At 46.5% G+C, this 24,700-nt stretch carries 30 protein-coding genes and 2 tRNA genes; 20 read left to right on the forward strand and 12 right to left on the reverse strand.

Features of this window, described 5'->3' with window-relative positions:
• Positions 1–13: 13 nt before the first annotated feature.
• Positions 14–154, forward strand: coding sequence for a hypothetical protein (locus tag D6024_RS27605; RefSeq protein WP_394338466.1), 141 nt, complete (start codon positions 14–16; stop codon positions 152–154).
• Positions 155–776: 622 nt separating this feature from the next.
• Here D6024_RS27605 and D6024_RS11710 read toward each other — a convergent pair.
• The 5 genes from D6024_RS11710 to mtaB form a co-directional block, all read right to left on the reverse strand.
• Complete coding sequence (locus D6024_RS11710; RefSeq protein WP_121354825.1) at positions 777–1,430, reverse strand: DDE-type integrase/transposase/recombinase; 654 nt, start codon at positions 1,428–1,430, stop codon at positions 777–779.
• 99 nt (positions 1,431–1,529) lie between these two features.
• Positions 1,530–1,931, reverse strand: coding sequence for a hypothetical protein (locus D6024_RS11715; protein WP_121354826.1), 402 nt, complete (start codon positions 1,929–1,931; stop codon positions 1,530–1,532).
• A gap of 117 nt (positions 1,932–2,048) precedes the next feature.
• A tRNA-Val gene (locus D6024_RS11720) sits at positions 2,049–2,123 on the reverse strand.
• 108 nt (positions 2,124–2,231) lie between these two features.
• Positions 2,232–2,543: a hypothetical protein gene (locus D6024_RS11725; RefSeq protein ID WP_121354827.1), complete on the reverse strand. Its 312-nt coding sequence runs from the start codon at positions 2,541–2,543 to the stop codon at positions 2,232–2,234.
• Positions 2,531–3,805 (reverse strand): tRNA (N(6)-L-threonylcarbamoyladenosine(37)-C(2))-methylthiotransferase MtaB, encoded by a 1,275-nt coding sequence (gene mtaB, locus D6024_RS11730; protein ID WP_121354828.1) that lies wholly within the window; start codon positions 3,803–3,805, stop codon positions 2,531–2,533. Before mtaB ends, D6024_RS11725 begins: the two co-directional genes overlap by 13 nt.
• Before the next feature lie 187 nt (positions 3,806–3,992).
• Here mtaB and D6024_RS11735 point away from each other — a divergent pair, with 187 nt between their 5' ends.
• The 7 genes from D6024_RS11735 (at position 3,993) to D6024_RS26695 (ending at position 9,461) form a co-directional block, all read left to right on the forward strand.
• The gene (locus D6024_RS11735; protein ID WP_162944722.1) at positions 3,993–4,394 is read left to right on the forward strand and encodes a DUF4258 domain-containing protein; all 402 of its coding nucleotides are present in this window, start codon (positions 3,993–3,995) and stop codon (positions 4,392–4,394) included.
• On the forward strand, positions 4,394–5,158 hold the full coding sequence (locus D6024_RS11740; RefSeq protein WP_121354830.1) for a lysophospholipid acyltransferase family protein: 765 nt from the start codon (positions 4,394–4,396) through the stop codon (positions 5,156–5,158). The genes D6024_RS11735 and D6024_RS11740 overlap by 1 nt, the downstream gene beginning before the upstream one ends.
• A 219-nt stretch (positions 5,159–5,377) precedes the next feature.
• Positions 5,378–6,781, forward strand: a complete 1,404-nt coding sequence (locus D6024_RS11745) for an MBL fold metallo-hydrolase (RefSeq protein ID WP_121354831.1) — start codon at positions 5,378–5,380, stop codon at positions 6,779–6,781.
• A 76-nt stretch (positions 6,782–6,857) separates the two neighbouring features.
• Positions 6,858–6,929, forward strand: a tRNA-Glu gene (locus D6024_RS11750).
• 405 nt (positions 6,930–7,334) lie between these two features.
• Positions 7,335–8,738 (forward strand): tyrosine-type recombinase/integrase, encoded by a 1,404-nt coding sequence (locus tag D6024_RS11760; RefSeq protein WP_121354833.1) that lies wholly within the window; start codon positions 7,335–7,337, stop codon positions 8,736–8,738.
• 112 nt (positions 8,739–8,850) lie between these two features.
• Entirely contained in the window at positions 8,851–9,033 is a 183-nt protein-coding gene (locus tag D6024_RS11765; RefSeq protein ID WP_121354834.1) for a helix-turn-helix domain-containing protein, read from the forward strand.
• Positions 9,034–9,290: 257 nt separating this feature from the next.
• The gene (locus tag D6024_RS26695; protein ID WP_162944723.1) at positions 9,291–9,461 is read left to right on the forward strand and encodes a hypothetical protein; all 171 of its coding nucleotides are present in this window, start codon (positions 9,291–9,293) and stop codon (positions 9,459–9,461) included.
• Positions 9,462–9,466: 5 nt separating this feature from the next.
• Here D6024_RS26695 and D6024_RS11775 read toward each other — a convergent pair whose 3' ends face one another.
• The 3 genes from D6024_RS11775 to D6024_RS11785 all read right to left on the reverse strand — a co-directional run bounded on the left by D6024_RS11775 (position 9,467) and on the right by D6024_RS11785 (position 11,108).
• Positions 9,467–9,925, reverse strand: a complete 459-nt coding sequence (locus D6024_RS11775) for a hypothetical protein (protein WP_121354836.1) — start codon at positions 9,923–9,925, stop codon at positions 9,467–9,469.
• Between the two features lie 3 nt (positions 9,926–9,928).
• Positions 9,929–10,219, reverse strand: a complete 291-nt coding sequence (locus tag D6024_RS11780; protein WP_121354837.1) for a hypothetical protein — start codon at positions 10,217–10,219, stop codon at positions 9,929–9,931.
• 76 nt (positions 10,220–10,295) lie between these two features.
• A complete protein-coding gene (locus tag D6024_RS11785; RefSeq protein WP_162944724.1) occupies positions 10,296–11,108 on the reverse strand; it encodes a hypothetical protein in 813 nt (270 codons plus the stop codon).
• A gap of 324 nt (positions 11,109–11,432) precedes the next feature.
• Between D6024_RS11785 and D6024_RS11790 the strand changes: the two genes are divergently transcribed.
• Positions 11,433–12,419 (forward strand): transposase, encoded by a 987-nt coding sequence (locus D6024_RS11790; protein WP_121354839.1) that lies wholly within the window; start codon positions 11,433–11,435, stop codon positions 12,417–12,419.
• A gap of 341 nt (positions 12,420–12,760) precedes the next feature.
• Complete coding sequence (locus tag D6024_RS11795; protein ID WP_121354840.1) at positions 12,761–13,795, forward strand: AbiH family protein; 1,035 nt, start codon at positions 12,761–12,763, stop codon at positions 13,793–13,795.
• A 25-nt stretch (positions 13,796–13,820) separates the two neighbouring features.
• Here D6024_RS11795 and D6024_RS11800 read toward each other — a convergent pair whose 3' ends face one another.
• On the reverse strand, positions 13,821–14,855 hold the full coding sequence (locus D6024_RS11800; protein WP_121354841.1) for a 3'-5' exonuclease: 1,035 nt from the start codon (positions 14,853–14,855) through the stop codon (positions 13,821–13,823).
• 241 nt (positions 14,856–15,096) lie between these two features.
• On the opposite strand from D6024_RS11800, the gene D6024_RS11805 reads away from it, so the two are divergent.
• Positions 15,097–15,711: a recombinase family protein gene (locus D6024_RS11805; protein ID WP_121354842.1), complete on the forward strand. Its 615-nt coding sequence runs from the start codon at positions 15,097–15,099 to the stop codon at positions 15,709–15,711.
• Positions 15,712–16,054: 343 nt separating this feature from the next.
• Here D6024_RS11805 and D6024_RS11810 read toward each other — a convergent pair whose 3' ends face one another.
• Together D6024_RS11810 and D6024_RS26700 are read right to left on the reverse strand one after the other, a co-directional pair.
• Positions 16,055–16,330 (reverse strand): hypothetical protein, encoded by a 276-nt coding sequence (locus tag D6024_RS11810; protein ID WP_121354843.1) that lies wholly within the window; start codon positions 16,328–16,330, stop codon positions 16,055–16,057.
• Positions 16,331–16,434: 104 nt separating this feature from the next.
• Positions 16,435–16,689 (reverse strand): hypothetical protein, encoded by a 255-nt coding sequence (locus D6024_RS26700; RefSeq protein ID WP_162944725.1) that lies wholly within the window; start codon positions 16,687–16,689, stop codon positions 16,435–16,437.
• A 130-nt stretch (positions 16,690–16,819) separates the two neighbouring features.
• On the opposite strand from D6024_RS26700, the gene D6024_RS11820 reads away from it, so the two are divergent.
• The 3 genes from D6024_RS11820 to D6024_RS11830 all read left to right on the forward strand — a co-directional run bounded on the left by D6024_RS11820 (position 16,820) and on the right by D6024_RS11830 (position 17,722).
• Positions 16,820–17,038, forward strand: coding sequence for a hypothetical protein (locus D6024_RS11820; RefSeq protein ID WP_121354845.1), 219 nt, complete (start codon positions 16,820–16,822; stop codon positions 17,036–17,038).
• A gap of 175 nt (positions 17,039–17,213) precedes the next feature.
• Positions 17,214–17,474 carry a hypothetical protein gene (locus D6024_RS11825; RefSeq protein WP_121354846.1) on the forward strand — a complete coding sequence of 87 codons (261 nt, stop codon included), beginning with the start codon at positions 17,214–17,216 and terminating at the stop codon, positions 17,472–17,474.
• Entirely contained in the window at positions 17,471–17,722 is a 252-nt protein-coding gene (locus D6024_RS11830; protein ID WP_121354847.1) for a hypothetical protein, read from the forward strand. Before D6024_RS11825 ends, D6024_RS11830 begins: the two co-directional genes overlap by 4 nt.
• 87 nt (positions 17,723–17,809) lie before the next feature.
• On the opposite strand, the gene D6024_RS11835 is transcribed toward D6024_RS11830, so the two are convergent.
• Positions 17,810–18,130: a hypothetical protein gene (locus tag D6024_RS11835; protein WP_162944726.1), complete on the reverse strand. Its 321-nt coding sequence runs from the start codon at positions 18,128–18,130 to the stop codon at positions 17,810–17,812.
• Positions 18,131–18,729: 599 nt separating this feature from the next.
• On the opposite strand from D6024_RS11835, the gene D6024_RS11840 reads away from it, so the two are divergent.
• From D6024_RS11840 to D6024_RS11865, 6 genes are all read left to right on the forward strand, one after another.
• Positions 18,730–19,167, forward strand: a complete 438-nt coding sequence (locus tag D6024_RS11840; RefSeq protein ID WP_121354849.1) for a DUF6934 family protein — start codon at positions 18,730–18,732, stop codon at positions 19,165–19,167.
• Between the two features lie 13 nt (positions 19,168–19,180).
• A complete protein-coding gene (locus D6024_RS11845) occupies positions 19,181–19,372 on the forward strand; it encodes a hypothetical protein (protein ID WP_121354850.1) in 192 nt (63 codons plus the stop codon).
• A gap of 180 nt (positions 19,373–19,552) precedes the next feature.
• Complete coding sequence (locus D6024_RS11850; RefSeq protein ID WP_121354851.1) at positions 19,553–21,070, forward strand: P-loop NTPase fold protein; 1,518 nt, start codon at positions 19,553–19,555, stop codon at positions 21,068–21,070.
• Between the two features lie 105 nt (positions 21,071–21,175).
• Entirely contained in the window at positions 21,176–22,756 is a 1,581-nt protein-coding gene (locus D6024_RS11855) for a type I restriction-modification system subunit M (RefSeq protein WP_121354852.1), read from the forward strand.
• Positions 22,753–24,111: a restriction endonuclease subunit S gene (locus D6024_RS11860; RefSeq protein ID WP_121354853.1), complete on the forward strand. Its 1,359-nt coding sequence runs from the start codon at positions 22,753–22,755 to the stop codon at positions 24,109–24,111. The genes D6024_RS11855 and D6024_RS11860 overlap by 4 nt, the downstream gene beginning before the upstream one ends.
• On the forward strand, positions 24,065–24,700 hold the full coding sequence (locus tag D6024_RS11865; protein ID WP_121354854.1) for a hypothetical protein: 636 nt from the start codon (positions 24,065–24,067) through the stop codon (positions 24,698–24,700). Before D6024_RS11860 ends, D6024_RS11865 begins: the two co-directional genes overlap by 47 nt.

The raw sequence follows: 24,700 nt of genomic DNA on the forward strand, positions 1-24,700 counted from the left end.
CGGCGGCAAGGCAATAGACGGTGAGCAGGATATTCTTGGTATCATTCCGGAGAGCATTCATCAACGTTCCGTTCTGTACGTGGGCAACACCACAATGATGGATGAGCTGGGATCCGCACTAAAGACATTCGGCGAAAAGGAAGTTGCCGAATAGGGTGATAAGCGGCTAAATTGGATCCAGGCATTCGGGCAGGAATTGAACTATTGGGGATTCAGTGGCACTTGCAGAAAACAAAAAGGCGACAAACCGGTGGATTGGTCATGTTTCTGTACGTTTAGGTCCATTTTGAAAACTGCTTCAACGACAACCGGCTACAATTTAAATGAGAGGACAGCAGGGTAGATTTTTTTTAGATGTTAAAGCTGTTGATACATCGCTGTAAACAAATTGGCTGTGGCAAATTGTGGTGCCTTCGATGGAAATGAATAAAAGAGAAGAGGATGGTCCGTCAAGGTAATCCAAACTTTGCAACCTGCCCAACAGGCTGCCAAGCAAATTCACAACGTTTCAAAAACCTGCCGGCACTTTAGCATTTCCCTGGGTCAGACGCTTACATCAATGCCGGAATCGAGCGCTTCGATCTACGATCCATCGTAGGTCATGTTTTTGTAGTGGGAGCTAAATGAGTAGGCTGTTTGAACGAGTAGGCATTTAATGAATAGCAGGCACTGCAGGCGGTTTGCTTGTTTTTCTGCACCCGTTGTTTGACCGCTTTCAACATGCGCTGTTTTGGATCAAAGCCGAGTGGAATTCCGAAGTAAACTTCTTCGGGTGTTCATAACATCAGGCGGCAGTGTGGGCGCTTAATGTTGTAATCCTGCACCGCAAGGTTGAGGAACTGAGTCAACTCTTCCAAGGTTCTAAATTTTTGATTTCGTAGGTACCGGCTTTTCAGGATGCGGTGAATGGACTCAACAGGGGAGTTGGAGAACTGAATGTCCTTTAATGCTGTAATTTTAGTAAGTCTATGCTCTGTCAGGGAGGCAAGAAACTGGTGCACTTGGTCGCTTTGGTTTTCATCGCCACCATCGGTCACCAGATAACTACTGTTGCACACTGGCTGTCCCGCTGCTGTTTGTAAGGCGTTTGTTAGGGCTTCTTTGATGAGTGCAAAACAACGCTTTTCATTGACAGCAAATCCCAGGATCATCTTGGAATAGTTATCCATTACAAAGGTGATGCAAATCTTCTTTGCTCTGAAAAGCTCATAGTAGGTCGTATCGGCATGCCAGTACTCATTTGGAGCGGAGGCTACTAGGCCGACCATTTTCTCACAACGCTTACACACTCGAGTTGGCAGCTGCAGCAGCCGGGCGTATTTGTACCAGGAGAACAGACTTGCCTTTAGAAAGCCATTTCTCAGTGCATAGGCGGCAATGGAGACAATCGGCCAGTGCTGAAATTTGGAAGAAGTCAGAAGTGCTTTCATCTTGCGGACTTCTTCTTGACTGAGCTGATTGGGAAAGCGCCTTAGGCAAAGCGAAGTTTCGGAACAAAGACAATGCAAATGCGATAGTATTTTCCGCTCTCAGTATTGTGTTGGATTGAGCCCAAGCAATTGAAGAATAGTTTTGAGATTATATGCTTTCGCCAGAAGTTCAACCGCAGAAACAATCTTCCTTTGCATTGAGCGGTCATTCTTTGCATTATCGATGAACGATTGCATCTCTACTCTAAACGGCAGCCACGCTTTCAAAACAACTGATAGCAGCCGCTTTAGTGTTGTCACTTGCTCTTGTAAGACCAGCACATCCCACCGGTCTTCAAATATGAAACGGTACTCATGACCAAGGTAGGAGGTGTAATCGACTTTTCGCCAGCTTGAGATGGTGGAAAAGGGAATCTGCTTGCGAAAGGAGTGGGGTAGAAGCCTTTCTTTTCCCAAAAGGTAAAGCATAACAACCGACGTGTCGTATTTTCTCTTTTTCATGTGATGAAATTTTCAAAGAAAATAAACACTGTTTAAAATAGTGAAAAGTTTAAACCTAGTTTAAACCAGAAAAACAAAAGGGTTTCAACTTTCGTTGAAACCCTTGCCTGTAGTGTGTGGGAGCACACGGGTTCGAACCGCGGACCCTCTGCTTGTAAGGCAGATGCTCTGAACCAGCTGAGCTATGCTCCCATTTGATTTTGAACTTTTTAAGAACTGTCCCGTTGTTGTTGGGAGTGCAAAAATAAGGGGAAGAGTTTTACAGAAAAAAATATTTTTCAAAAAAGTTCAAAAAATATTTTAGTTCAACTGTACTGCGGGAAGACGGTAATTCTGCCCATCCCAAACCATCAGCTCATTCACCACAATTTTCCAGTATTTATAAAAAGGAGAGGGTGATAGAAGTTTTTTTGCTTCCCGCTTATTGTTTGCATTCAATGTAATCCAAACCGTTTGAATTTCCATGCTCACCACATAATGTTCAATTACCTGCTCGTCGATAAGCTGATTGATAAGGTCGCGATGCTCCTGCAGTTGGTCCATCATCTCCTCATTCCACTGAAACGTTGCAGTAATCAGGTATTTCTTCATTTCGCTAGTTAAATCGTCCATTCGATAACAGAGTTTGCCCACTCTTCGCGGTGAGGCGTCGCAACACGAATATAATTGTCCGTATACCCTTCCATCATGCCGTTTTTATTATGCCCTTCAAAAAGAACTGGTCTTTTTTGCCCGCGAAACTGTTCGGTGAAGTATTGCATCTTCATGTAGCTCAGGTTGCGCAGCAGTTTGTTTCGCTCATAGCGAACCTGCATCGGCACAACCGGCTGAATTTCCAGCGCCCTCGTGTTGTCTCTTTCCGAATAAGTAAACACATGAAGGTACGAGACAGGTAGTTGATGGAGGAATTCAAACGTTTCCCTGAAATGCACATCACTCTCGGAAGGAAAACCAACGATCACATCCACACCGATGGCACAATGCGGTATCAGTGATTTGATCAGCTCCACTCGCTCCGCATAGTGCTCCCGCTTATAACGTCGCCGCATGGCACCCAGCATTTCGTTGCTGCCACTCTGCAGGGGAATGTGGAAATGCGGCATGAATTTCCGGCTTTCCGCTACAAACCGGATAATATCTTCCGTCAGGAGGTTGGGTTCGATCGAGGAAATGCGGTAGCGACTGATGCCATCCACATGTTCCAGCTCCTGTATCAGTTCAAAAAAGCTTTCTTCCTTCTTTTTCGCACCGTCGGGGCCTTTGCCGAAGTCACCCAGGTTTACACCGGTCAACACAATTTCCTTTACACCCTTTTCGGCGAGTTGTTCTGCTTGTTTTACGACGTTCAAAATGCTGTCGCTTCTGCTTTTTCCGCGGGCCATTGGAATGGTACAAAAAGAGCAGGTATAGTCGCAACCATCCTGCACTTTCAAAAACGTCCGGGTGCGATCGTTTACAGAAAACGAGGCATGAAAACCGGAAACGTCTTCAATATCGCAGCTGCTGATTTTCCCCGAATCATTTTTGGTCAGTTCGCGGAGGTGAGAACCGAGGTTGAATTTCTCGGCTGCCCCCAGCACCAGGTTGACTCCCGGGATTTCCGAAATTTCCTTGGGCTTCAGTTGTGCATAGCAGCCCGTGATCACGACAAGGCTTTCCGGCGCCTTGCGCTGGATACGCCGTACAAGCTGGCGGCATTCTTTATCGGCGTTATCTGTAACCGAACAGGTGTTAATCACATACACGTCGGCCACGTCCTCAAACTCTTTTTTCAAAAAGCCTTCACTTTCCATCATGCGGGAAAGCGTGGAAGTTTCCGAAAAATTGAGCTTGCATCCCAACGTGTGAAAGGCAACTGAACGTTGTTTTTCCATGACGGGCAAAGGTAGTCAAATGCAGCGTAGTGGAAGAATGGCGGTCAGCCGGGTCTGGCCGGAGCCGGCGCTTTTAACGTAAGTTTCAATCTTCTATTCAAACGGACGGCACGCTGGCCAGGGCGGGTTGTTTGAAGATGGTAAGGAGACCGGTGTTCATTGGCCTGTGGCGATTACATTTGTTACCATGAAAAAGCGGAATGCCTTTGTGCCCGTTGTCGTGCTCCTTCTTTTCTTTGTTGCATTTCTCGTCAGGCGCTGGAATGAACCGAAGGAGCGGGAAGCTTTTGACCGGCATCCCATATCCCTGGTTTACACAAAACATGCGCTTTGCCGCATGGATTGCCGTCATATCAGTAAGGAAGAAATCGGGGAAATCATGGAGAAAGGCGCAATCAATTTCAACAAATCCGATCGACGCGAAAGACCCTGTCCCATCTTTGCCTTGCAGGGACGAACGCAAAGCGGAGAGAATATCCGCGTGATTTTTGCCCAGTGCCCGGCCGAAACAAAGGTGATCACCTGTTACAATCTGGAAGAAGAATTCAGTTGCCAGTGCCCCGGCGACGGCAACAAAAACAACCATTGATGCGCTACCTCCTGAAGTTTTTGCAGCGAGTCTATGTTTTATACGCCTTGGTACTTTTTGTCATCCTGATGATACCGGTTTTTATCTGGTCGCTCGTGGCAACGCTTTTTGGTCGGATCCGGGCCGGCAATCTGGTTTACGCAGCCTGCATGGTTTGGGCCGATCTTTGGTTTGCCCTGGTATTGATCCGGCACAAAAATGTTTTTTATCACAAACCGGCCCGATCGCAGTCGTATATTTTTGTCGCGAACCATATTTCGTATTTGGATGCGGCTCTTGTTCCCAAGGTGTTTCGCAGGCCGGTTCGTCCATTGGGAAAAGTAGAAATGGCAAGAGTGCCTGTTTTTGGTACCATTTACAAAAATGCGATTGTGAGCGTTGACCGCAGCAGCTCCGCCAACCGCACAAAAAGCGTCCAGGTGTTGAAGTCGATCCTGCGAAAAGGCATATCCGTTTTGGTGTTTCCGGAAGGCACGTTCAACGAAACCGGTCGGCCTCTCAAGTCATTTTACAATGGCGCTTTTCGCATTGCAATTGAAACCGGCACACCTGTGCAGCCCGTACTTTTTCTCGATAGCTATAGCCGGATGAAAACCACTGCCTTTCTTTCTCTCAACCCGGGCCGCAGCAGGGCTGTCTTTCTTGCGCCTATTCCTGTGGACCAGTTTACACTAAAAGACGTAACGCTGCTAAAAAATAAAGTTTATGAGGTAATGGATGAAGAATTACGGAAACACGGTGCGGAATGGATCACAGAAGAATAGGATAAAAGAGATCTGTCTCCGGTTCGTTCATGACAGGAACAGCCTCAAGACAAAACGGAAAAAATTCATTCGCAGCATTGACAACCATTCTCAGCTGAAAGCGGTACAATTTGTGAATACGGGAAAGTACTGCAGGAAACGTTTCAGCAGCTTTTGGCAACATGGATGCATAACCGTAGTACACTGCAGAAAAGTGTTAACTTAACAAAAACATCCAGCATGAAAATAGCATTTCACGGCGCGGCGCGGACAGTAACGGGCTCCAAGCATTTGCTGACCCTGAAAAATGGCAAAAAGGTCCTGCTTGATTGCGGTCTCTTCCAGGGAATGGGCAAGGATACGGACAAGCTGAATAGTGATTTTGGATTTGCGGCAAACGAAGTGGATGTCATGATCCTTTCACATGCGCACATTGATCACAGCGGCCTGATACCCAAGCTTGCAAAGGAGGGATTTCAGGGTTCCATTTATTGTACCGATGCGACCAAAGAATTGTCGCAATTATTGCTGCTCGATTCGGGAGAAATTCAGGAAAGCGATGCCAAATACCATAACAAGGGCAGCAGGGCCCAGGGCAAACCGCTGGTTCAACCACTTTATACCGTTGATGATGCAAAAGCCTGCTTCGGACTATTTGTTTCACGCCCCTACAATGAGTGGTTTACTGTCACAGAGGGTGTGGAAGCGATGTTTACAGATGCCGGCCATATCATCGGCAGTTCCTGCGTGCATGTACGGGTGCAGGAGGGAAGCGAAATGACACGGCTGACGTTCAGCGGTGATGTAGGCCGCTACCGCGACGTGATCCTGAAATCGCCGGAGACGTTTCCACAGGCCGATTATGTTCTCATGGAATCGACCTATGGAAACAGCCTGCATGAAAATACGTCCACCTCGCTCGATCATATCCTTGAATGGATTACCCGGACCTGCCTGGAACGAAGCGGTAAATTGATTATGCCGGCGTTTAGCCTTGGCCGCACCCAGGAAATCCTTTATGCCTTAAACGAACTTTCGCTTGAAAACCGGTTGCCCAAGGTGGATTATTTCCTGGACAGCCCATTGAGCACATCCATTACCGAAGTGGTTAAAAAGTATCCGCAGTATTATAACAAGACGATTCAAAAAGTATTGCAATCAGACTCTGATCCTTTCCAATTTGAAGGCTTACATTATATCGACAGCGTGGAAGAATCGAAATTGCTGAATTACCGGAACGAGCCTTGCGTCATCATTTCGGCTAGTGGCATGGCTGAAGCGGGACGTGTCAAACATCATATCAGCAACAATATTGAGAATAGTCGTAACAGTATTTTAATGACTGGCTACTGCGAACCGTATTCACTCGGCGGCCGCTTGCTGGCAGGAGCGAAGGAGGTAGGCATTTTCGGCGTCCAACACCAGGTGCATGCTGAGATCGGCCAAATTAAAAGCATGAGTGCGCATGGTGATTATGAAGATCTCAGCCAGTGGATTTCCTGCCAGGACCGCTCACAGATCAAAAAGCTTTTTCTTGTACACGGCGAGTACGACGTGCAGCAGGATTTTAAAGCCTGGTTGGTGAAGCGGGGTTTTCCTGACGTGGAGATTCCCGACCGCCATTTTGAAATTGGGTTGACCTAAAAAAAGTTCAAAGAATTTTCGAAAAGTTTTGGATGGAAAGAAAGTGCCCCCTATTTTTGCACTCCCAAAACGGAACGCCGCGTTCGTCTAAGGGCTAGGACACCACCCTTTCACGGTGGTGATACGGGTTCGAATCCCGTACGCGGTACGAGGAGCCTCACAGCAATGTGGGGCTTTTTACGTTTAAAATCTCTTCCGCACTGCGTTCCACACTTCTCACTTTTGTTCCACGTTGTTCATTTTCGATCACCTTTTGCACCTTTTATCCATGTAGTACATGCGCAATACGTGAGCAGGATTTTTGCTCATATCCGACCTCCTTAATCACAAAGAACAATACGAATCAAAGGGAAGTTTATGTTATCAATATCTATTTGTTAAAGAAATCATAACAAAAAGTCCTAAAACAAAGCAAAAACATGTCGATCAAATTCTGGTGTTGATCGATGATCGCAACCTATTCATCGCCGTTTTCCTCAAATGCTTTGAAGTTTTGTAAGCGTGTAAACAAATCAATACAACTTGCAACCGCAAAGCACAAAAACTTACGTAAATGGACATCCTTGTTAAGATAAGTGACACAAAAAAAGTAAACTGTTATCCACAGCCGAAAAAAAACCGAAAAGATGCGTCGCGTTACGACATCTTTTTACTCTTTTCATTTTATGAATCTGGATTTCTGCACTTTACAACTGTGATCAGTTTAGGCATCACACTACCGATTAAAAATTGGGGTGAAAAGCAGGCGGTGGGGAAAAGTGACAACACCGCGTTGATAAATTCCAAAATAACCAAGTTTCTCAGCAGCGCAGAGTTGTTGTTGCAAAAGTTCGCTTTCGAAAAAGAACCCACCGTCACAGAATTAAAGGAATTCATTCAGTCGACTGTCAAAACACAACTCACTGGTAAGCCTCCCCGCGGGAAGAGGAAAGAAGTCGAGAAGCGAATGCAAGAGCAAATGAAGGAGCGTACCGTCAATGTAGTAATGGAGGGTCTTATCAAGTATCGCAATTTATCTAAAGGACGTGCCCGTGTCTTCCGTCATGCTGTAAATAACGTTTTGCATCGATTCTTTAAGGAAACGAAGGGGTCGACGCCGCCGATTACTGAGATCAGCAAAAAAGACCTGATGGATTTGGAGATGTGGTACAGAGACAACATTCGTGTTTCGCGGGGGAAAAGAAAAGGGCTCACACCTTCACAGAACAGCACCACAACCTGGTTCACAATGATTGCATCCCTGTTCAAATTTTCTGTCGTCGAACTTGAGATCATGGAGAAGTCCCCGCTGCCGAAGAATTTTCGGGGTGCGTTTATTGGTGCAGACAAAAAAGTTCTGGATACGGACGACAGTTTGAAAGTAATGCAATTGAGCGATCACAGGTTATCTCGCCCCCAGCAGGTGGCAAAATATTGCCTTATGTTTGGCCTGGCCACAGGTATGGCAATGGTCGACATAAAGACACTTCGAAGTGAACATGTCAAGTATGATCGCGAGGTTGATCGTTTGCGGATTAAAAAGATCAGGGAAAAGCACCTTAACAATGCGCAAATCAAAAACCCTAAACCATTCCGTGTAGTTTTGACGGCCACCGCCGAACACGCCTACCATAAACTACGGGCGTTATCACCAGGCGGAGGCGATCTCTGTTTTGAACTCACCAGCGATACAAATCTGACTAAACATTACAAAAACTTGATGAAGCTGGCTGGTGTAACCGTTAATACGACCCATTATGTTTTGCGCCATTCATTTGCGGTAGATTACATGGATCACGACGGGCGGTTGGAAGATCTGGGGAAAATGTTGGGGAACGACATTCGAAGCACCGAAATTTATGGTAAGGTTTCGGAGAAGCGCCTAGCGGCGAAAACCAAACAGCTGGAGCGGAAAAGTTTAATCCATCAACTTCCCACTTCTTTAATGAACGGCTCCAGCCAACTCAGGGCAAGTTAATCAAAGAGTTTCACGGAAGTTGTTTCGTGGAAGGCAGCTGGCGAATAGGGCCTGCTGTTATAGAATAAACCTCACCGTAAAAGGGGCAGAGGATCAAAAAAACCTATGAACAATGCGCGAATGGTTAACCATGGAACAGGCAAAACAGCTGTTGAATTATTCAAGCCGCACCGCCGTGTACAATTTCTGCAAGGCGCACGGTGTACGGATGACAAAGCCGCGAGGCCGTGTTTACTTCAGCCAGACTGAATTGCTCAAAGCATTTGAAAAAAATGCTATCCGAATGGGTGTGTAGCAGACCTTCATGACAGGCCCTCAAATTTTGGGGGCTTTTTTTACAACATCAAGATCCAATTTTATGGCTGTACCAAAAGATCAAGGTTGACAGACCAAAAAATCCAATTCAAGCCACTTTGTGGTATCGGTTTATAACCTGAATTTTAAACTGGATGACGGACTAAGCCAAAAGTTAGACTCTGGTTTTCCATCGTCCTCGTTGCTATGTGTTTATTGGGTGTACGTGAGCAGTTCGGAAAGCTCCTGAGATAAGAAATGCCTTACAGCGATAAAAAGAGGTCTTGCCTCTACATCAGCCAATTGGTCAACAAGCTGTTGACGGAATACCTGATGGTGATCAACGTTGGCGGCACGGAGCGTTCGGACTACCGAGGTTGCATACACGGTGATGATCTCACCCTGAAAGGGTGGTGGATAAGAAGATAGCACCTTCAACCAGCAACCTGTGTTTTTAGACAGGGGATCAGCATAGCGAAACTTTCCAGCGCAATTTTATCCGCAGCATCGGTGACTACCACAATGGAGAATAAGCCTGTGAAGCTGGTTGAAACTGACTCCAAATCGGTGCCCAGGGCGCTGCATAGCGACCGACGGTAATCCACGGTATAACGCAGTATTTTCTGAGTGTCAGAGCGGTGGTATTTGCCATGGCCAAAACGCACGGCCAGCTTAGGTTCCTCAATAAAGAAACTGTGGTCTTGCTGGGTGCGGAGGGTCGCTTCAGCTACTTGAAATTCATTTTCCACAAATCGAATCTCCTGGACCGCTGACCAGAAATCCAGCACTGCAAATGTCCACCTGGGATGGGAAGGCTCACAGGCAGCGAGGATTGGTTTGCTGGAGTTACCAATACCTAGAACCAATCCATTCCCCTTTACATTCTTCATCATAGATTACTCCTGAGTGGGGTTAGCACCTGTCAGTCCTGTTGGCCCTCGATTTTCAGCCTTTCTCTGATAAATCGATTGGCGGACAGCCCATGCAGCAAAACGGTCATATTGTCCTGCGGACAGCAAATCTCTCAACTGTTTTGCTTTTTCAACGCCTACCTGGTAGAGTAGCGCCATCTCTTCCTGGTTATCGGCGAACAACCTAGCCAGGCTTTCCACAAACCCATATTCCGCTGGCACGTCGTCCAGGTCAATAGGCTTGCCGCTCTGACCAGTGATCTTTAGTTGCCGCATAACAGGCGCGGTCTGTTTTGAGATGATACCATAGAATGTGATGTATCGTTGAAATCTATGTTCCGAAACCCCGATGTCAGGCGTGAGTGTTTGACTTCAGATAGAAATCCTGGTACTGTTTTGCCCTGTTGACAATCCAGTTCACATAGGTTTCCCTGGAAATGTCCAGCTGTGCGGGGTGCTTCAGATTCAAATATAATACGCCGTCCTTTTGGCAATGGCCTTTTTCCAGTTCATGTTCCCCTGTGAGACCCAGGTCGTTTTTAAGAAGCTCCAAAGTGCTGCCAAAAATGACAATGTGCGGACGGTACGTCTTGATCTGGCGGACCACCAGCGCCCGTTCTTCCGCAGGGACCTGCTTTTGCAAATCGGCCATGTTGGTCTGCGGTTTCCCTGGTAATTTCTGGAAGTTGATGAAAGCGATCTTTTTCAGTGAAAGCCACACAGCTGGATCACGGTTGATCTGGGGCATTTCAGCATATTGCTTAAAGCCGTTGAGCAGTCCGTAGCTGGCATAGGTGATCGGATACCAGGTTTGCCATGCGCCGCGATCTTTGCCTTCTGCTCTTCGGGTGTTGAGATCTTGCACCATGTTCCAGCCGCCACCCCCGCCTTTTTTGTCGCAGTACGGCTCTTTAAGAACCCAGAGCACCCGTAGTGGTGAATGGTAGTATTCATCAATGTTCACGATACCGTCTTCGATCAGCTGGCGGTTTGGAGTTTGTCGTTTCTTCAGCTCTGTCCGAATGTCTTGTTGAAGTGCCGCAACTTCTGTGCGGAATTGTTCAAAGGAAATGTTCATGGTGTGCGGATTTTGACCACAAAATAGAAATGATCTGCAAGAAGACAAATCCGAAGTCTGTTGATTGTCGTATCGCCAATACGACAATTTGTAAGGCCGACATTACACCTGGGTGTTCATTTGTGCAACCATTAGTTGCACAAATAGACTCAAAACCTTTTTGATGGTAGGGAGAATTTGCTCTTGTACGATAGCTTGAAACGATCTACCTTTTGGTAGCTGCTACCAGCGGCTGGGCTTACCCTTATGGTCAGTGGAGCTAAATGAATGAGCGGTTGCGAGGAACCATTTTTTTTCGTAGCACCTGCCCTTGTAGTTATCTGCCATTGACTTGGGGAACGGAATAGGTAAGACCTTACATTTATTCGTAAGCATGGCGGGTCATTGCAAAAGGGTAAGCCATTTCTCCGTATGGACTACAAATACTATATCGGAGTTGACGTATCCAAGTATACTTTGGATTTTACTGTACTGCATGAAGGTCGCTATCTGATGCACGAAAAGGTGACCAACAGTCAGAAAGACATTCAGACGTGGTTGAAAAAAATGATGGTCACCTACAAAGCTGGTGGCAAGAAGACCCTGTTTTGCGTGGAAAACTCTGGGCTTTATACAGCGCTTCTTCAACGTGAGTTGGTGAGAAGAAAGGTGCCACTGTGGATGGAGGCCCCCCTGCAAATTAAGCTGTCCATGGGACTGCAACGGGGAAAAAACGACAAGATCGACTCACGTCGAATTGCCCATCATGCCTATACCAACCGTCAAAAGGCTATACTCTGGCAACAACCCAGAGAAGTCATTGAATACCTGAAGAAGCTGCGCTCTGTGCGGGAGCGGCTCATTATGGCCCAAAACACCCTGAAACAGGAGCTACGGGAGATGAAAGGTTTTGTCAAACGCACCATCAATGATAACCTCTCTTCGCATTGTGATCGCAGCATAACGGCCCTGAAAGAAGATCTGAAACTGGTGAACCAAACCATATCATCCACCATCGCAGAAGATGATAGGTTGGACCAACTTTTCGGCTGGCTCACATCAGTCGATGGGATTGGCACTGTGCTAGCGACAGAGATGATTATCGCCACCAATGAGTTCAAAAGTTTCACTTCTCCCAAAAAATTCGCCTGTCACTGCGGAGTGGCTCCCTTCCGCTACACGTCTGGGGTAAGCCTCCAGGGGAAAGCAAAGGTGTCAAAACAGGCCAATCAAAGGATGAAACGCCTGCTGCATATCGCGGCTATTGCGATTATTCAGCGCGAGGGCGATTGTAGGGCGTATTACCAGCGCAGGATAAAGCAAGGGTTAAGCAAAATGAGTGTTTTGAATGCCGTAAGAAATAAGATCATCCACAGGGCCTTTGCCTGTGTTCGAGATCAGCGGCCGTATGTAAAATAGGACAGCATCGTGAGTGTTATTGATTTAGCCTGTCCTGTATTCCACAGGTATTTTACGGAGAAAGTAAACTCTTCACACTCAAATTCTGTTGATACTAAACTTTGATTCAACATCAGTAACACTCCAGAAGTACAGTGATCTGTTTCGTGTACGATGCTCCTATTATGAGAGTATACCTGAAAAGGGGTTACTGTTGTGTGGAAGTATCAAAATTGACAGGACTGAACATCAACGCGGTCACGAAGGTGAAAAAAGCAGGTATGGCACAAATTACGCATACTATGTAAGATTAATTTTCCTCCGTTTTCGGTATCTTTTCCGCTGCACAATGAACCTTCTTAATGGCACATCACAGACTTGTATTAATCGGAAACGGCTTCGATCTGGCTCATGGTCTCAGAACAAGCTACAAAGACTTCGTTAGCTCACATGTATGCTATTCGTTTGATACGTTTTCACGCGACGGGTACTATAGTGACCCTTTGATAAGTTTTGAGAAAAAAAGTCGTCCAGTGGAAGGGGAATTGCCTACACCTGATAACTTACATAAAGTCTTAGAGTTTTGCGAAGCAAATAGACTTGTTGAATACCCATCTAACTTTTACCAACGGTTGGTCAAACTGTGCGACAAAGGTTGGGTTGACATCGAGCGGCAGTATTACAAAATTTTCAAAGCATTGTTCAAAAACCCCAATTTACAAGATAAGGATAAGGCAATTGGTAAACTCAATGCCGATTTCGACCAAATCATTAGCCTGTTGACAACCTACATAACAAGAATCAATTCGACACTCCAGCATTCCATGCGTCTTCCGATAGAGGATAGCAGGATGTCGTTTTTCAGAGGCGTCCGCAAGGAAGAAGATGGGCCAGTGACATTTTTGAACTTTAACTACACCGATACTCTTTACGTGCATGGTTATGCAAATCCAGATGAAGTCATTCACATACATGGACGAGCAGCAGATGTAACGAACAATCCGATCATCTTTGGGTACGGCGACGAAACAGACCCAACTTACCAACAAATAGAGGATGCGGGTGACAACGCCTACTTAGAGCACATCAAATCGTTCGGATACTTTAAAACTCACAATTACCAAAACCTGCATCGGTTGATTAATGCTGAGGAATACAAGGTGTATGTTGTCGGCCACTCCTGTGGGTTATCGGACAGGGTTTTACTCAGCGAGATTTTCGAACATGACAATTGCCGTGGCATTGAAATATTCTTCCATCGCCGTGTGGATGGCTCCGATAACTACAAAGAAATTACCCAGGAAATATCACGACACTTTCGCCCACAGAATAAACGAAAAATGCGTCCCTTAATATCGCCTTATCAAGAAGGGAATGTCATACCGCAAAACCGATAACACAATTTCTTGGGTGGCTATAATGTTACTTGTTTTCTCCTGATAAACGGCTGTCAAGAATACCGAGCAAAATGTCAACAGCATCCTGGTGCACGAAGGTGTACGTGGCGGGTGGTTCAACCAGGTAGCTAACCTTCAGCTTTGCCCCTTCACGGAGGATCGCAAACGGAAAAACAGCTTCTTCAAACTTCACGGTAGTGTAAAGCGCAGAAATCATTTCGTAGCTCTGTGTGAGCTTGTTGGTGCTCAGCCAAGCCTTGATCTGGTCTTCCCAGATGCAGTTCCAGTAAATACGGGTTGCAACCTGCTTCGTATCGGCATTGAAATCGCTATCCATCATCCATTTCAGGTAATCACGTTCGGTACAAGCTTCCTTGCCGTAATGTTTGCCAAAGTTGAAAACGATTCGGCCTGCGTCATCCCGTATGAATCGCCCGCTGAAGTCCACCAGGTTCCCAATACCAACGTAATCGTGCAAGAAGCTGGTGTTTGGTTTGAGGTCATCGTACATCAACAATTGCCGCTTCAAAATGTCAATGGTTGCCAGCACGTCCGCTTTGGCAGAGTGAGCGCCGTCGTGCTCCCGCTGGCAGTAAAATTTAACGGCAGCCGACAGGTCCCTCTTCTCCTTGTGGTGATAAATGGCCATTGCATCAACGAGCTTTACTTCGCTGTACTTAATGGGGTGCTTCTTGAAACGGAGAAACTCCTGCATGAGCACAGGGACGTCGAACTTCTTGATGTTGTAACCACCCAAGTCGCAGCCAGTAAACAACTGAGCCAATTCATCAACCTTTTCTTCGAAGGTGGGTTTGTCCACCACCATTTCATCCGTGATCCCGTGAACGGCGCTGGCCGCAACGGGAATAGAGATCGTCGGGTTCAACAGGAGGTGAACTTCCTGCTGGGTGCCATCGGGGTTGACACGAACGGCGCAAAGCTCCACGATCCGATCATTCACGGTATCCACGCCCGTCGTCTCCAGGTCAAAAAAAACAATAGGTTTGCTTAGCTCCAGAAACGAAAGCTCTGGCTTTTGGATGTAAAAGGTTGGCTCCATCGAGTATAAGTAGTTGTTTCAGTTCTTTTGGTTGGTCTCCAAAATATAGAAACTTTTTACAAAAACTGAACTTTTTTTATGCTCATTTTCGAAGTGTCTGCCAATGCAGAAATAAGTTGGTTTGTATTAATACAATTCAAGAATAATCCGACCACATCTCCGCCGCTGGCAAACGGGTCTGAAACCTTGTAACTATGCGGCCACTGTAGCAGTTTTGATCCTAAAGAAAAAAACAGCACACATGAAAGTAAAATACATTCGGTGGTCCAGCCTGGGTCAGTCAGGATCTCGGCAAACTTTAGATAGCGATAAATATGATCTGGTGATCCAGGAACAGTGTTCGGGAACCATCGCTTTCGCTAAACGTCCCAAAGCGGGTGAACTACTGAAGATGATCCTGGCGGGTAAGGTGACCGACCTCACGGTGGAAGAGTTCTCGCGGCTGGGCAGAAATAGCTTTGATACGTTGTCTACCCTGAATGTCTGCCAGGAGAATAACGTAACGGTTCACATACTCGACATGAACATCTCCAGCAAAGTCCACGGGAAGCCGAACCCTGTGTTCAAAATGTTCTCCCATATCGTTTCAGTCATTGCAGAGCAACAACGAGAATCCCTACTTGATATTACCGCTATGGGCCGATTGGCGGCCAAACAGCGCGGTACCATATTCGGAAGAAAACCTGGTACCAACGAGCGCAAAGCCGACTTCCTGCAAAAAGAAAACAGTAGGAAGATCCTCAAATACCTGAGCACGGGCGACTATTCCATACGGGAGATCGCAAAGCTCACGGACAGTTCAACGGCAACGGTGCAGAAGGTGAAACGCATTGCCACGGAAACGAAAGCTCTATGAGGTAGTCTTGATATAAACAAACAAGGTAATGTTGCCGTTCGGCAATCAGGCAACTTTACCCTGTTTTATTTACAGAGTATTCTGCCTGGACTATCCTTGCTGTGTGATGTATCAGGATTTTGAATTATAGAGATCTACGAAACCTTCGTTTTTTTTACAGCAGCTGATGCAGCAAACTAGCAAGCCTGAACCCGAACACGGCGTCTAAAATCAGGAAGCTGGGAATGGTGATGTGCAGCTAACCAGGTGGTGGATGGCATTTTTCAGGCTTGCATGAATATGATGGGTCATCTCGGACTTGTGTAAACGGTTCTATTCATGAATGAAACCAATGCCGTCGCAATTACTTCTTCACACCCAGTCGTTTTGCCAGGTCATCCAGCGCACCTTCGTTGATGGCTTGCAGGCGAAGGGTAAGTTTTTTTTGTTTACGGTCGTTGAGAAGAGGACGGTACTTTAATGCAACCCGCTCCCTGCCTTGGCCACATAGCTTTGCGTAAAAGGGTTGAATTTGGTTGATGAAAAAGGTTTGGGGATCGTCTTGACAAATGCACAGGATGTACAGCTGTTCCTTTTCCTGGCGTACCCAACTGGCAAATTCCTGGATGGCTTGTTCCACGGGGACAAGATAATACCGACGCCTTTGAGGTGAAATACCTTGGTTTCGGTATTGCACTGAGCACCCCGCCACCAAGCGGACTTTGAGGCCCTGAACATCAAATATTAGATTTTTTTTACCTTCACATCATGGAAAATTTTAAATCGTTCATGGACGTATTCATGATTTTCTGGTATTGCATTTTGCTCTATTTTCTTGTGCCCCGCGCAGTCTGGGTGTGGTCCCAGCCGCAGAGGGTAAAGATGGTGCGGATCGGCGGCAAACCAAAAAGGTGGATCACCTTTGGTTTGTTCGCCGCGGGTACGCTGATCATGTTGATAGCCTTGGGGCTGAGGGTGAAAAAAGTTTGGTAACTTCATCCGTGTTGGGACATGAAAGTGCAGCCCAAAGAACAGCCCCTTAAAATACGCGGCTCATTTGCTGACGTTATCGGGGTAGCAATGAGAAAGAAACCGCAGGAAAAGAAAGAAGAACAAAAACAGAAATAAAATGGAGAAACACAACGTAGCTGTATGGAGCAGCGATACTACTGAAGGACTTGAAACGATGATCCGAGACTTTTTTAACGACCCTTACACCAAAATCTTAAACGTTTCACATAGCACCTGTTGGGATCATGAGAAAAAATATGTGGTATTTTCGGTTGCTGTCGCGTACTCGTACGTTGACAATCCAGATGAGCAAGGGCCACCTGAAGGAAATATTTAAAAAATGCGGCTATTGCCGCTTTTTTTTAACCATCTAGCAAGGCAGCCGAGCGGACCGCAGAACCAGGCTTCTTAATTGTTCTGTACCGCTACCGTGGCCTGTTTGTAGAGGTCAAGGTCAACCTGGCTACCAACCGTTATGTGTATATTTTGCCGACACAGGAGTGGTGGAATTAATGGAGTTCACAATACGGGTCAAATTCAACGGCAAATTCTATCGGTACCCAGTCAAACTGGCCGAGAAGACGGAGCGGGAAGAAGTGTATCATGTGATAACCCGTGCCAAGACCTTGGAGCTACGCAATAACCGCCCGTTCTTTATCAACAGGGGCTTGAAACACAGACGGCCCACCTGGAAAATGGATGAGGCGCTTCCGTACAAATCGTTCACCAATGACATCATAGAAGAAATCGAAAAAAATATCGGCATCCAGTGACACCCTTCAACCTGATCTCCCTGTGTGTAGCCGTGCTGGGCTTTTCCATCTGCCTGGCCCGTTCGCTGTGGGTATGGGAACGCCCCGACTTCATTCCCGATTTTATACGGCACATGCCATGGATAACGATACGAAACCGCCCCAATCGCTGGCTGACAGTGGTTGTGTACCTGGTGCTTGCCTTCCTGTGTGCGGTCGCAATCGTGATACGGGTCAAACGCTTGCTTGGGATCGATACGGGTTTATGAAAACGAAAAACCGCGGGTTATGACCGCGGTTTTTCTTCCATGGTATAGGTAAAATCGCACCTGGACGTGTTGCGGCGGTTCTACTAATTAAAATACAATTTGAGTCATTTGTTCCAACCCTTTTTCCGTACACATTCTTGGGCGACGGAACAGATGGTGTTCCGTTTTATGGCCTGCATCTTGGCCACTGTCAAAGAGGTTAGGTGCCACCCGCCGCAGGAAGGGCAGAAGTAGGCTCTGCAGGGCTTCACGGGCTGACCTTTGCGATTGACCTTTCCAGTCTCTCTGGGCGGTTCCGCTTGGATCTCTTTTAGTTTGGTCTTGGTTTCTTCTTCTGTCGGGAAAGTAATTTTGTTGCAGGGCTGTTTCACTTCGGGTGATCCTTTCCGTGAATTTAATGTTTTCCACCTTTTGTACAGTTAATCCAGAACCTATGTCCACCTACTTTCCCGCTCGATGGCAAACTCCACCTACTTTCCCGTTGTATAAGCCCTAACTCCACCAAAATGTACGTGGAATAAGTCACAACCATACCTACTTGCCCGTGGAAACTCCACCCACTTTCCCGCTCGTTGGCAAACTCCACCTGCTCACCAGGTTAAGCCCTGCTGCCTTCAGTCATTTGATCGGCTTCCTGGCTTTGCTCCGTATACTGCCCCTGTATGTGCGGCAAACCATAAACCTGCCTTTTCTCCCTAAAAAGAATAGTTAAAAGACAGAATTTTGCTCTAACCCAAAAACCTAAACAATCGTATGCGCTCCAGGCCGTGCATTTGAACAATGCGTCGGACCTTTGGAGTACGATCTAGCTGTATTGTCTATAAACTTTAAAAGTGTACCTGACTTATTAGGTTATCTGACAGAAATACAGTAGTTTATTAATACAGCGCTCAGTCAACCTGCTATCGTTTTCTCTGTCCTTTGTGGAGGTGGAGCACGGGAGTAGGTTTACATCCAAACCTTACAGCCGAAGCGGACAAAGCCGCTGGAGCACGAAAAAATAGAACATGAAACGTAACGCTTATAAATTCACGAAAGGGGCCTATGGTAACAAGTTCATTTTTACCAGTTCAGGAACAAAGGGCAGCGTTCGTAAAGGCGTCATCTTTAAGGATGAAGATGACGACGTATACAGCATCTCTATGGGTGACTTGGATGCCCATGACCAGATTCAGAATTTCGATCCCACGGGAAACAATGATGCGAGAAAAGTGATGGCGACATGTGCCGACATTATAGATTACTTCCTTGAGCAAAAACCGAAAGCCACTATTTTCATTAGTGGGGCCACGGATCGATTGACTAAATTGTATAAAATGTTAATATTACGAGAGTTGACACCTGGTGCTGGCTATATGGCTTTTGGCCTCAATGCAGACAGCACCTACGAACCACTTGATCCTAATAAGGAATATGAAGGCTACTTTGTTTTACGTAGAAAATGAGTAGCTTTACTGCATGAAAGTGAACGAAAAAGGGCCAAAAAAGGTTAAGGTCGATCCGAAGGTTGACAACATAGACGCTGGCCATATTGGAGAGGTGAAGAGTGAAAAATTGAAAAAATTCAAAGCCTCAATCCTGACCGCTGTAGAGCGGTATAGAGGCGGGCGGGATAATATATCTGGCAACCTGATCGACCACGTTGCATAGAACCTCTCCACCCGAGAGGTTTTTTTGTGCCCATTTTGTCCTGCCATTTCCAGTGACGGGCAGACAAGGTTTATAATGGTCAATGCAAATAAGAAACCGTGCAAAGAACTTATCTAGTTCTTCAAAATCTCGCAGCTTTTCCGTTTATTCGGGTTTTCAAACCAACTACTGCAACCTCACATGACGACTCTCAGGATCGATCACACGGAGATTGGAAAAGAATTTCTCAGGCACCTGGATCTGGCTGACAACAAACGCATCCTTTTTTCTGGCCCTTTTGGAACAGGCAAATCCACCTTTCTCCGTGAAGTACTTGGTCCTAACGAACGATACCTGGTTCTCTCGGTCAACCCCATCAACTACTCCATTGGCACCAACCAGGACGTCTTTGAATGGATCAAATATGACATTTTACTGGACCTAATTTACAAACACGCATCGGAACTCGATCTCACCCAAGATGATTTCTCCACCCTGCTGCTCAGCCAGATGTACCTGGTAGAGAAAGGGGGCAATGTGCTGTCGTTGATCTCACCGCTCATCGCGTTATCGGAAAAAGTAGGCAAGCCTATAGCGACTGTGCTGACCGCGTTGCGGGACACCGTAAAAGATTTTCAGTCCTTTCGAAAGCGGTTGGAGCAAGACGAGGGCGAGTTGATCACACAGTACTTCCAACGTTTGGAATCCTCACCTGGATCGCCGTACGAAAAGGACCCGCTCTCGAAGTTAATCGGGACGCTGTTGGAGCGCCTAAAACACGGGCGAAATACGGAAGAAAATCAGATCACCACGGTGCTGGTGGTCGATGCCCTGGATCGCCTGGACCCAGAACATATTTTTCGCCTGTTCAACGTGTTCAGCGCTCACTACGATATTTACGACACCAACAAGTTCGGTTTCGATAAGGTAGTCTTTGTTTGTGATGTGGAAAACATCCGCAAGATCTTTCACCACCGCTACGGCACCGAGGTGGACTTCAACGGCTACATTGATAAATTCTACTCCAGGGAAGTATTCGACTTCAACAACCGTGCTTTAGTAAAATCTTTTGTTCAGCAATTGATTCAGGCATTACCCTTATCGAATGGAGATTATGACCAGACAAGGGATTTTATAAGGAAATCCGAATTTTACAATGTTCTAAAATGGGTGTTATATGGCTTCATACAAGCCCGTGAAATCAACCTGCGTATGTTGGTCCAGATCCGTCATATTCCTATCGCAACTGAACGCTTTCCTCTTAAAACCGTTCCTGACTGGCAAACCGCGGACTCTTATCCAGTGCTCTCTTTGTTCAAATTTCTCCGAATGCTTTTCCCGTCTGTAGAAATACTGGAGCGAAAACTGGAGCGGGTGGCATCGTTGTTCAGTGACGGGTTCATTGCTTCACCAGAGCATTTTCGTTTCGCCGAAAGCATCGACAGTGCCGTCGCTAACTACTGTTTGCCTTTTCTGCTGCCTGAGAAAAATGCGTTTGATCAAAATCATATGTATGAAAACACTTCACAAACCCAAAGGCATACCTTACCGAATAACTTTCTTGTGGAGTACAGATATGAGCGTGACCGTTCTTCCTTTCGGGTTACTTTTGAAAAATTTGTATCGGGCCAGGATCGGGGCCGATTGGTACCGATCAACAACTTCCAGTTGCTTTACGAAACGTTTAAAGTTTGCAGGGAGAAGGGTATAGTATTCTAAAGTTTCCTCTGGTGCGTTGTATTAAGAATAAACAGACAGGTAAGGTGTCATTTGTCATCTCTTTGAGAATAAGTATCTTGTCCACCAAACTACCTGATTGCCAACATGCCACAACTTGATCTAGCCACCCTGGAGTCCTGGCTCTGGGACAGTGCCAACATACTCCGCGGGTCCATCGATAGCAGTGACTTTAAAAACTACATCTTCGGTCTTCTGTTCCTGAAACGGGCCAACGATGTCTTCGAAGAAGAGGTCCAGGCTATCATGGCCCGTGACGGGATCACCCGCGCCGACGCCGAGACCGAAACGTACTTTTTCATCCCAGCAGAAGCACGGTGGGAAGAGTTGAAGAAAGTAACCGAGAACATCGGCATTGCCCTGGATAAAGCCTTTGCTGCTATCGAACGTGACAATACCATGTTGGAAGGTGTTCTCACCGCCACAAAGTTCGGTGACAAGGAACGGCTGAGTGATGATGTACTCCAGCGACTGCTGCGGCATTTTAACCAGTATTCCCTGAAAAATCAGGATCTCTACACGCCCGACTTGCTGGGCGACGCATACGAGTTCCTCATAAAGCAATTCGCAGACGACAGCGGAAAGAAGGGCGGCGAGTTCTACTCCCCCAGAGGCGTCGTAACCACCATTGTGCGGTTGATCAAACCACAGCCCAAACAGCGGGTGTATGACCCAACCTGCGGCTCTGGTGGTATGCTGATCGAGTCGGCCAAATACATAGCCGCACTCCCTGGAGGAAAGGTAGGCAGCAACATCAACGTTTCTCTATATGGTCAGGAAAAAAATATCGGAACATGGGCTATTGGAAAGCTCAACATGCTGCTCCACAGCTACATGGATGCGGATCTTCGTAAAGGTGACACGCTGGTGAATCCGCAGCACAAGGATAACAACGGTGAGTTGATGTTGTTTGACCGTGTGATCGCAAACCCGCCGTTTTCCCAGGATGCGTGGTGGACACCCGCGGAGGTGAGCCAGGAGGTCAAGCTGGACAAAGACGGAAAGGAAAAGAAAATAACTCCCAACTATGCGAAAGTGGTTGTGGACAAACTAGGACGTTTCCAGTATGGAATCCCGCCGCGGGGTTATGCGGATTTGGCGTTCCTTCAACACATGATCGCTGTGCTGAAGGACGACGGCAAGGCGGGAGTAGTCCTGCCCCACGGTACCCTGTTCCGCAGTGGTGCAGAAGGAACCATCCGTGAGAAGCTCCTGAAGGCTGATCTGGTGGAGGGTATTATTGGTTTGCCGCCAGCGCTTTTCTATAACACAGGTATTCCCGCCAGCATTTGGATAATCAACAAAGCGAAGCCCAAGCACTTGGAGAACAAAGTGGTGATCGTTGATGCCAGCGGAGAATACAAAGAGGGTAAGAACCAGAACGAACTTTTGGAGCTGCACATCAACAAGATCGTCGCAGCTTACGATCATTTTGTGAAAGAAGCGGCGGTGGATGAACCCGTGAGTGAGAAGTTCGCCCGCCTGGTGGATGTCAGTGAGATCGCTGGGAATGATTACAACTTGAACATCTCCCGATACATCGATACCAGTGAGCGGGAAGCGGAGATCCACCTGCATCATGTGAAAGCAGAACTGGAACGGCTGGAAGAACGGGAAAGGGAGATTGATGCAAAGTTGGCCACCATGTTAAACGAGTTGGGTATATGAAAGAAGGATATAAGGTGACAGAAGTTGGAGAGCTTCCGCGGGATTGGGAAGTTGTAAATCTTAGCCACCTTTTGGAATTACTGACAGACTTTGAAGCAAATGGCAGTTTCGCTGATGTAAAAGAAAACGTGAGGGTTAGTGATTCTACTGGTTATGCGTGGTATGTCAGAGCTACTGATCTTGAAAACGAAACTAAGCTAACTGATGTAAAATATGTGGATGAAAAAAGTTATGCTTTTCTGAAGAAAACGAAACTTTACGGTGGAGAGCTGTTGATAACAAAGCGAGGAGAGATTGGTAAAGTTTATTTTTTTGAGAAGCCGTCGAACATTTTAGCAACATTGGCTCCAAACTTATACTTGCTGAAATTGAATGGAGATGTATTACCTAAATATCTGTATTATTATTTTATTAGTGACAAGGGTAATGCTTCATTAAAAAGAATTAATGCTTCGACCACTTTAGGAGCTTTGTATAAGGACGATGTCAAAAAGCTAAGAGTTCCATTGCCACCATTCAGAGAGCAGCAAAAGATTACAAAAATCCTCTCAGCCGTTGATGAAAAGATTGACGTCATCGAGGCCCAGATCACCCAGACGCAGGAGCTCAAACGCGGCCTCATGCAGCGGTTGCTCACCAAAGGTATCGGACATACACAGTTCAAAAATTCACCGTTGGGAGAAATACCTGAAAGCTGGAGCGTAACAGATTTAAATTTTATAGTGCAAGAAGACAGGGGAATTACTTACGGGATAGTTCAGCCAGGTCCGTATGATGAGAATGGGCGTTATTTGGTGCGTGGGAAAGACTACTCGAATGGGTGGGTTAAGCCAGAAGAGTTTTTTCGGGTTTCTGAAAAAGTGGAAGTGCCTTACAAAAGAGCAAGGTTAAAGGAAAATGATCTTTTGATAACAATCGTTGGTGCAGGCGTAGGTAATATGCAAGTTGTGCCAAAATGGTTAGAAGGGGCTAATATCACACAGACGACTGCAAGGATTGCAATTGATAGCAACAAAGCACATTTTCGTTTTTGCTATCATGTTCTTTGCTCTCAGATTGGGAAAAAAAATGTGAAGCTCTATGAAAAGGGTGGAGCGCAACCAGGATTAAATCTGGCCGACATCAAAAAATTCCTGATCCCTCTACCATCTCCTGAAGAACAAGAAAAAATCGCATTGCTATTGGATAAAATCGATGAAAAACTTGCAGTTCTACAAGAAAAGAAAGACGGCTATCAGGACCTGAAGAAAGGACTGATGCAACAACTTCTCACGGGCAAGCTCCGCGTCAACCAAACTAACAAAGCAAATGAACCAACTCAATCACGAAGCCTACAACCAGCTGTTGAAGGCTAACCAAGATGCACAGCAATTCTTTACTGCTTACAATGGGCCAGACTGGTATGAATTGACTTATAACCTGTTTACGTCCTCTCCACTGGAGACCATGAATGACTTCTGGAGGATCGTGGCCTACACCTACTCATGGATGCCCACCATTCCCGATGTCAAAGCTCATCTGATCGGCGATCCTGATGCACTGCTTAAAAAACTCCAGGCGCTCCGAGGTGGTGATGACACTCAGCTTGAGGGTTTATTTCTGGAGTTAATTCCTGTGATTAACAACAGTCTGGTGGGTGTGACCAAGGTGCTCCATTTTATTGCACCTATGACGGTGCCGATTATTGATCGTCATGTGCTGCGCGGGTGGGATCTTTTCTTCCACGATCACCCAGAGTACGGTGCGCCGAAACTTCCCAGCCATCGTGTAGCCCTGAACAAAACGCACATTGCAAAATACCTGACCTACCGTGAAACGCTGCTCCGCTGGGTAGCTGGTGGTACTGGCCAGTTTACCATGCGTAACCTGGAACTTGCCTTTTTCAACCTGAGTCAGAACACCCCAGAGATGCCGCGGGTATACCTGCCTACCTACAACGATTAG

Source organism: Flavisolibacter nicotianae (genome assembly GCF_003628535.1).
GTDB lineage: Bacteria > Bacteroidota > Bacteroidia > Chitinophagales > Chitinophagaceae > Flavisolibacter > Flavisolibacter nicotianae.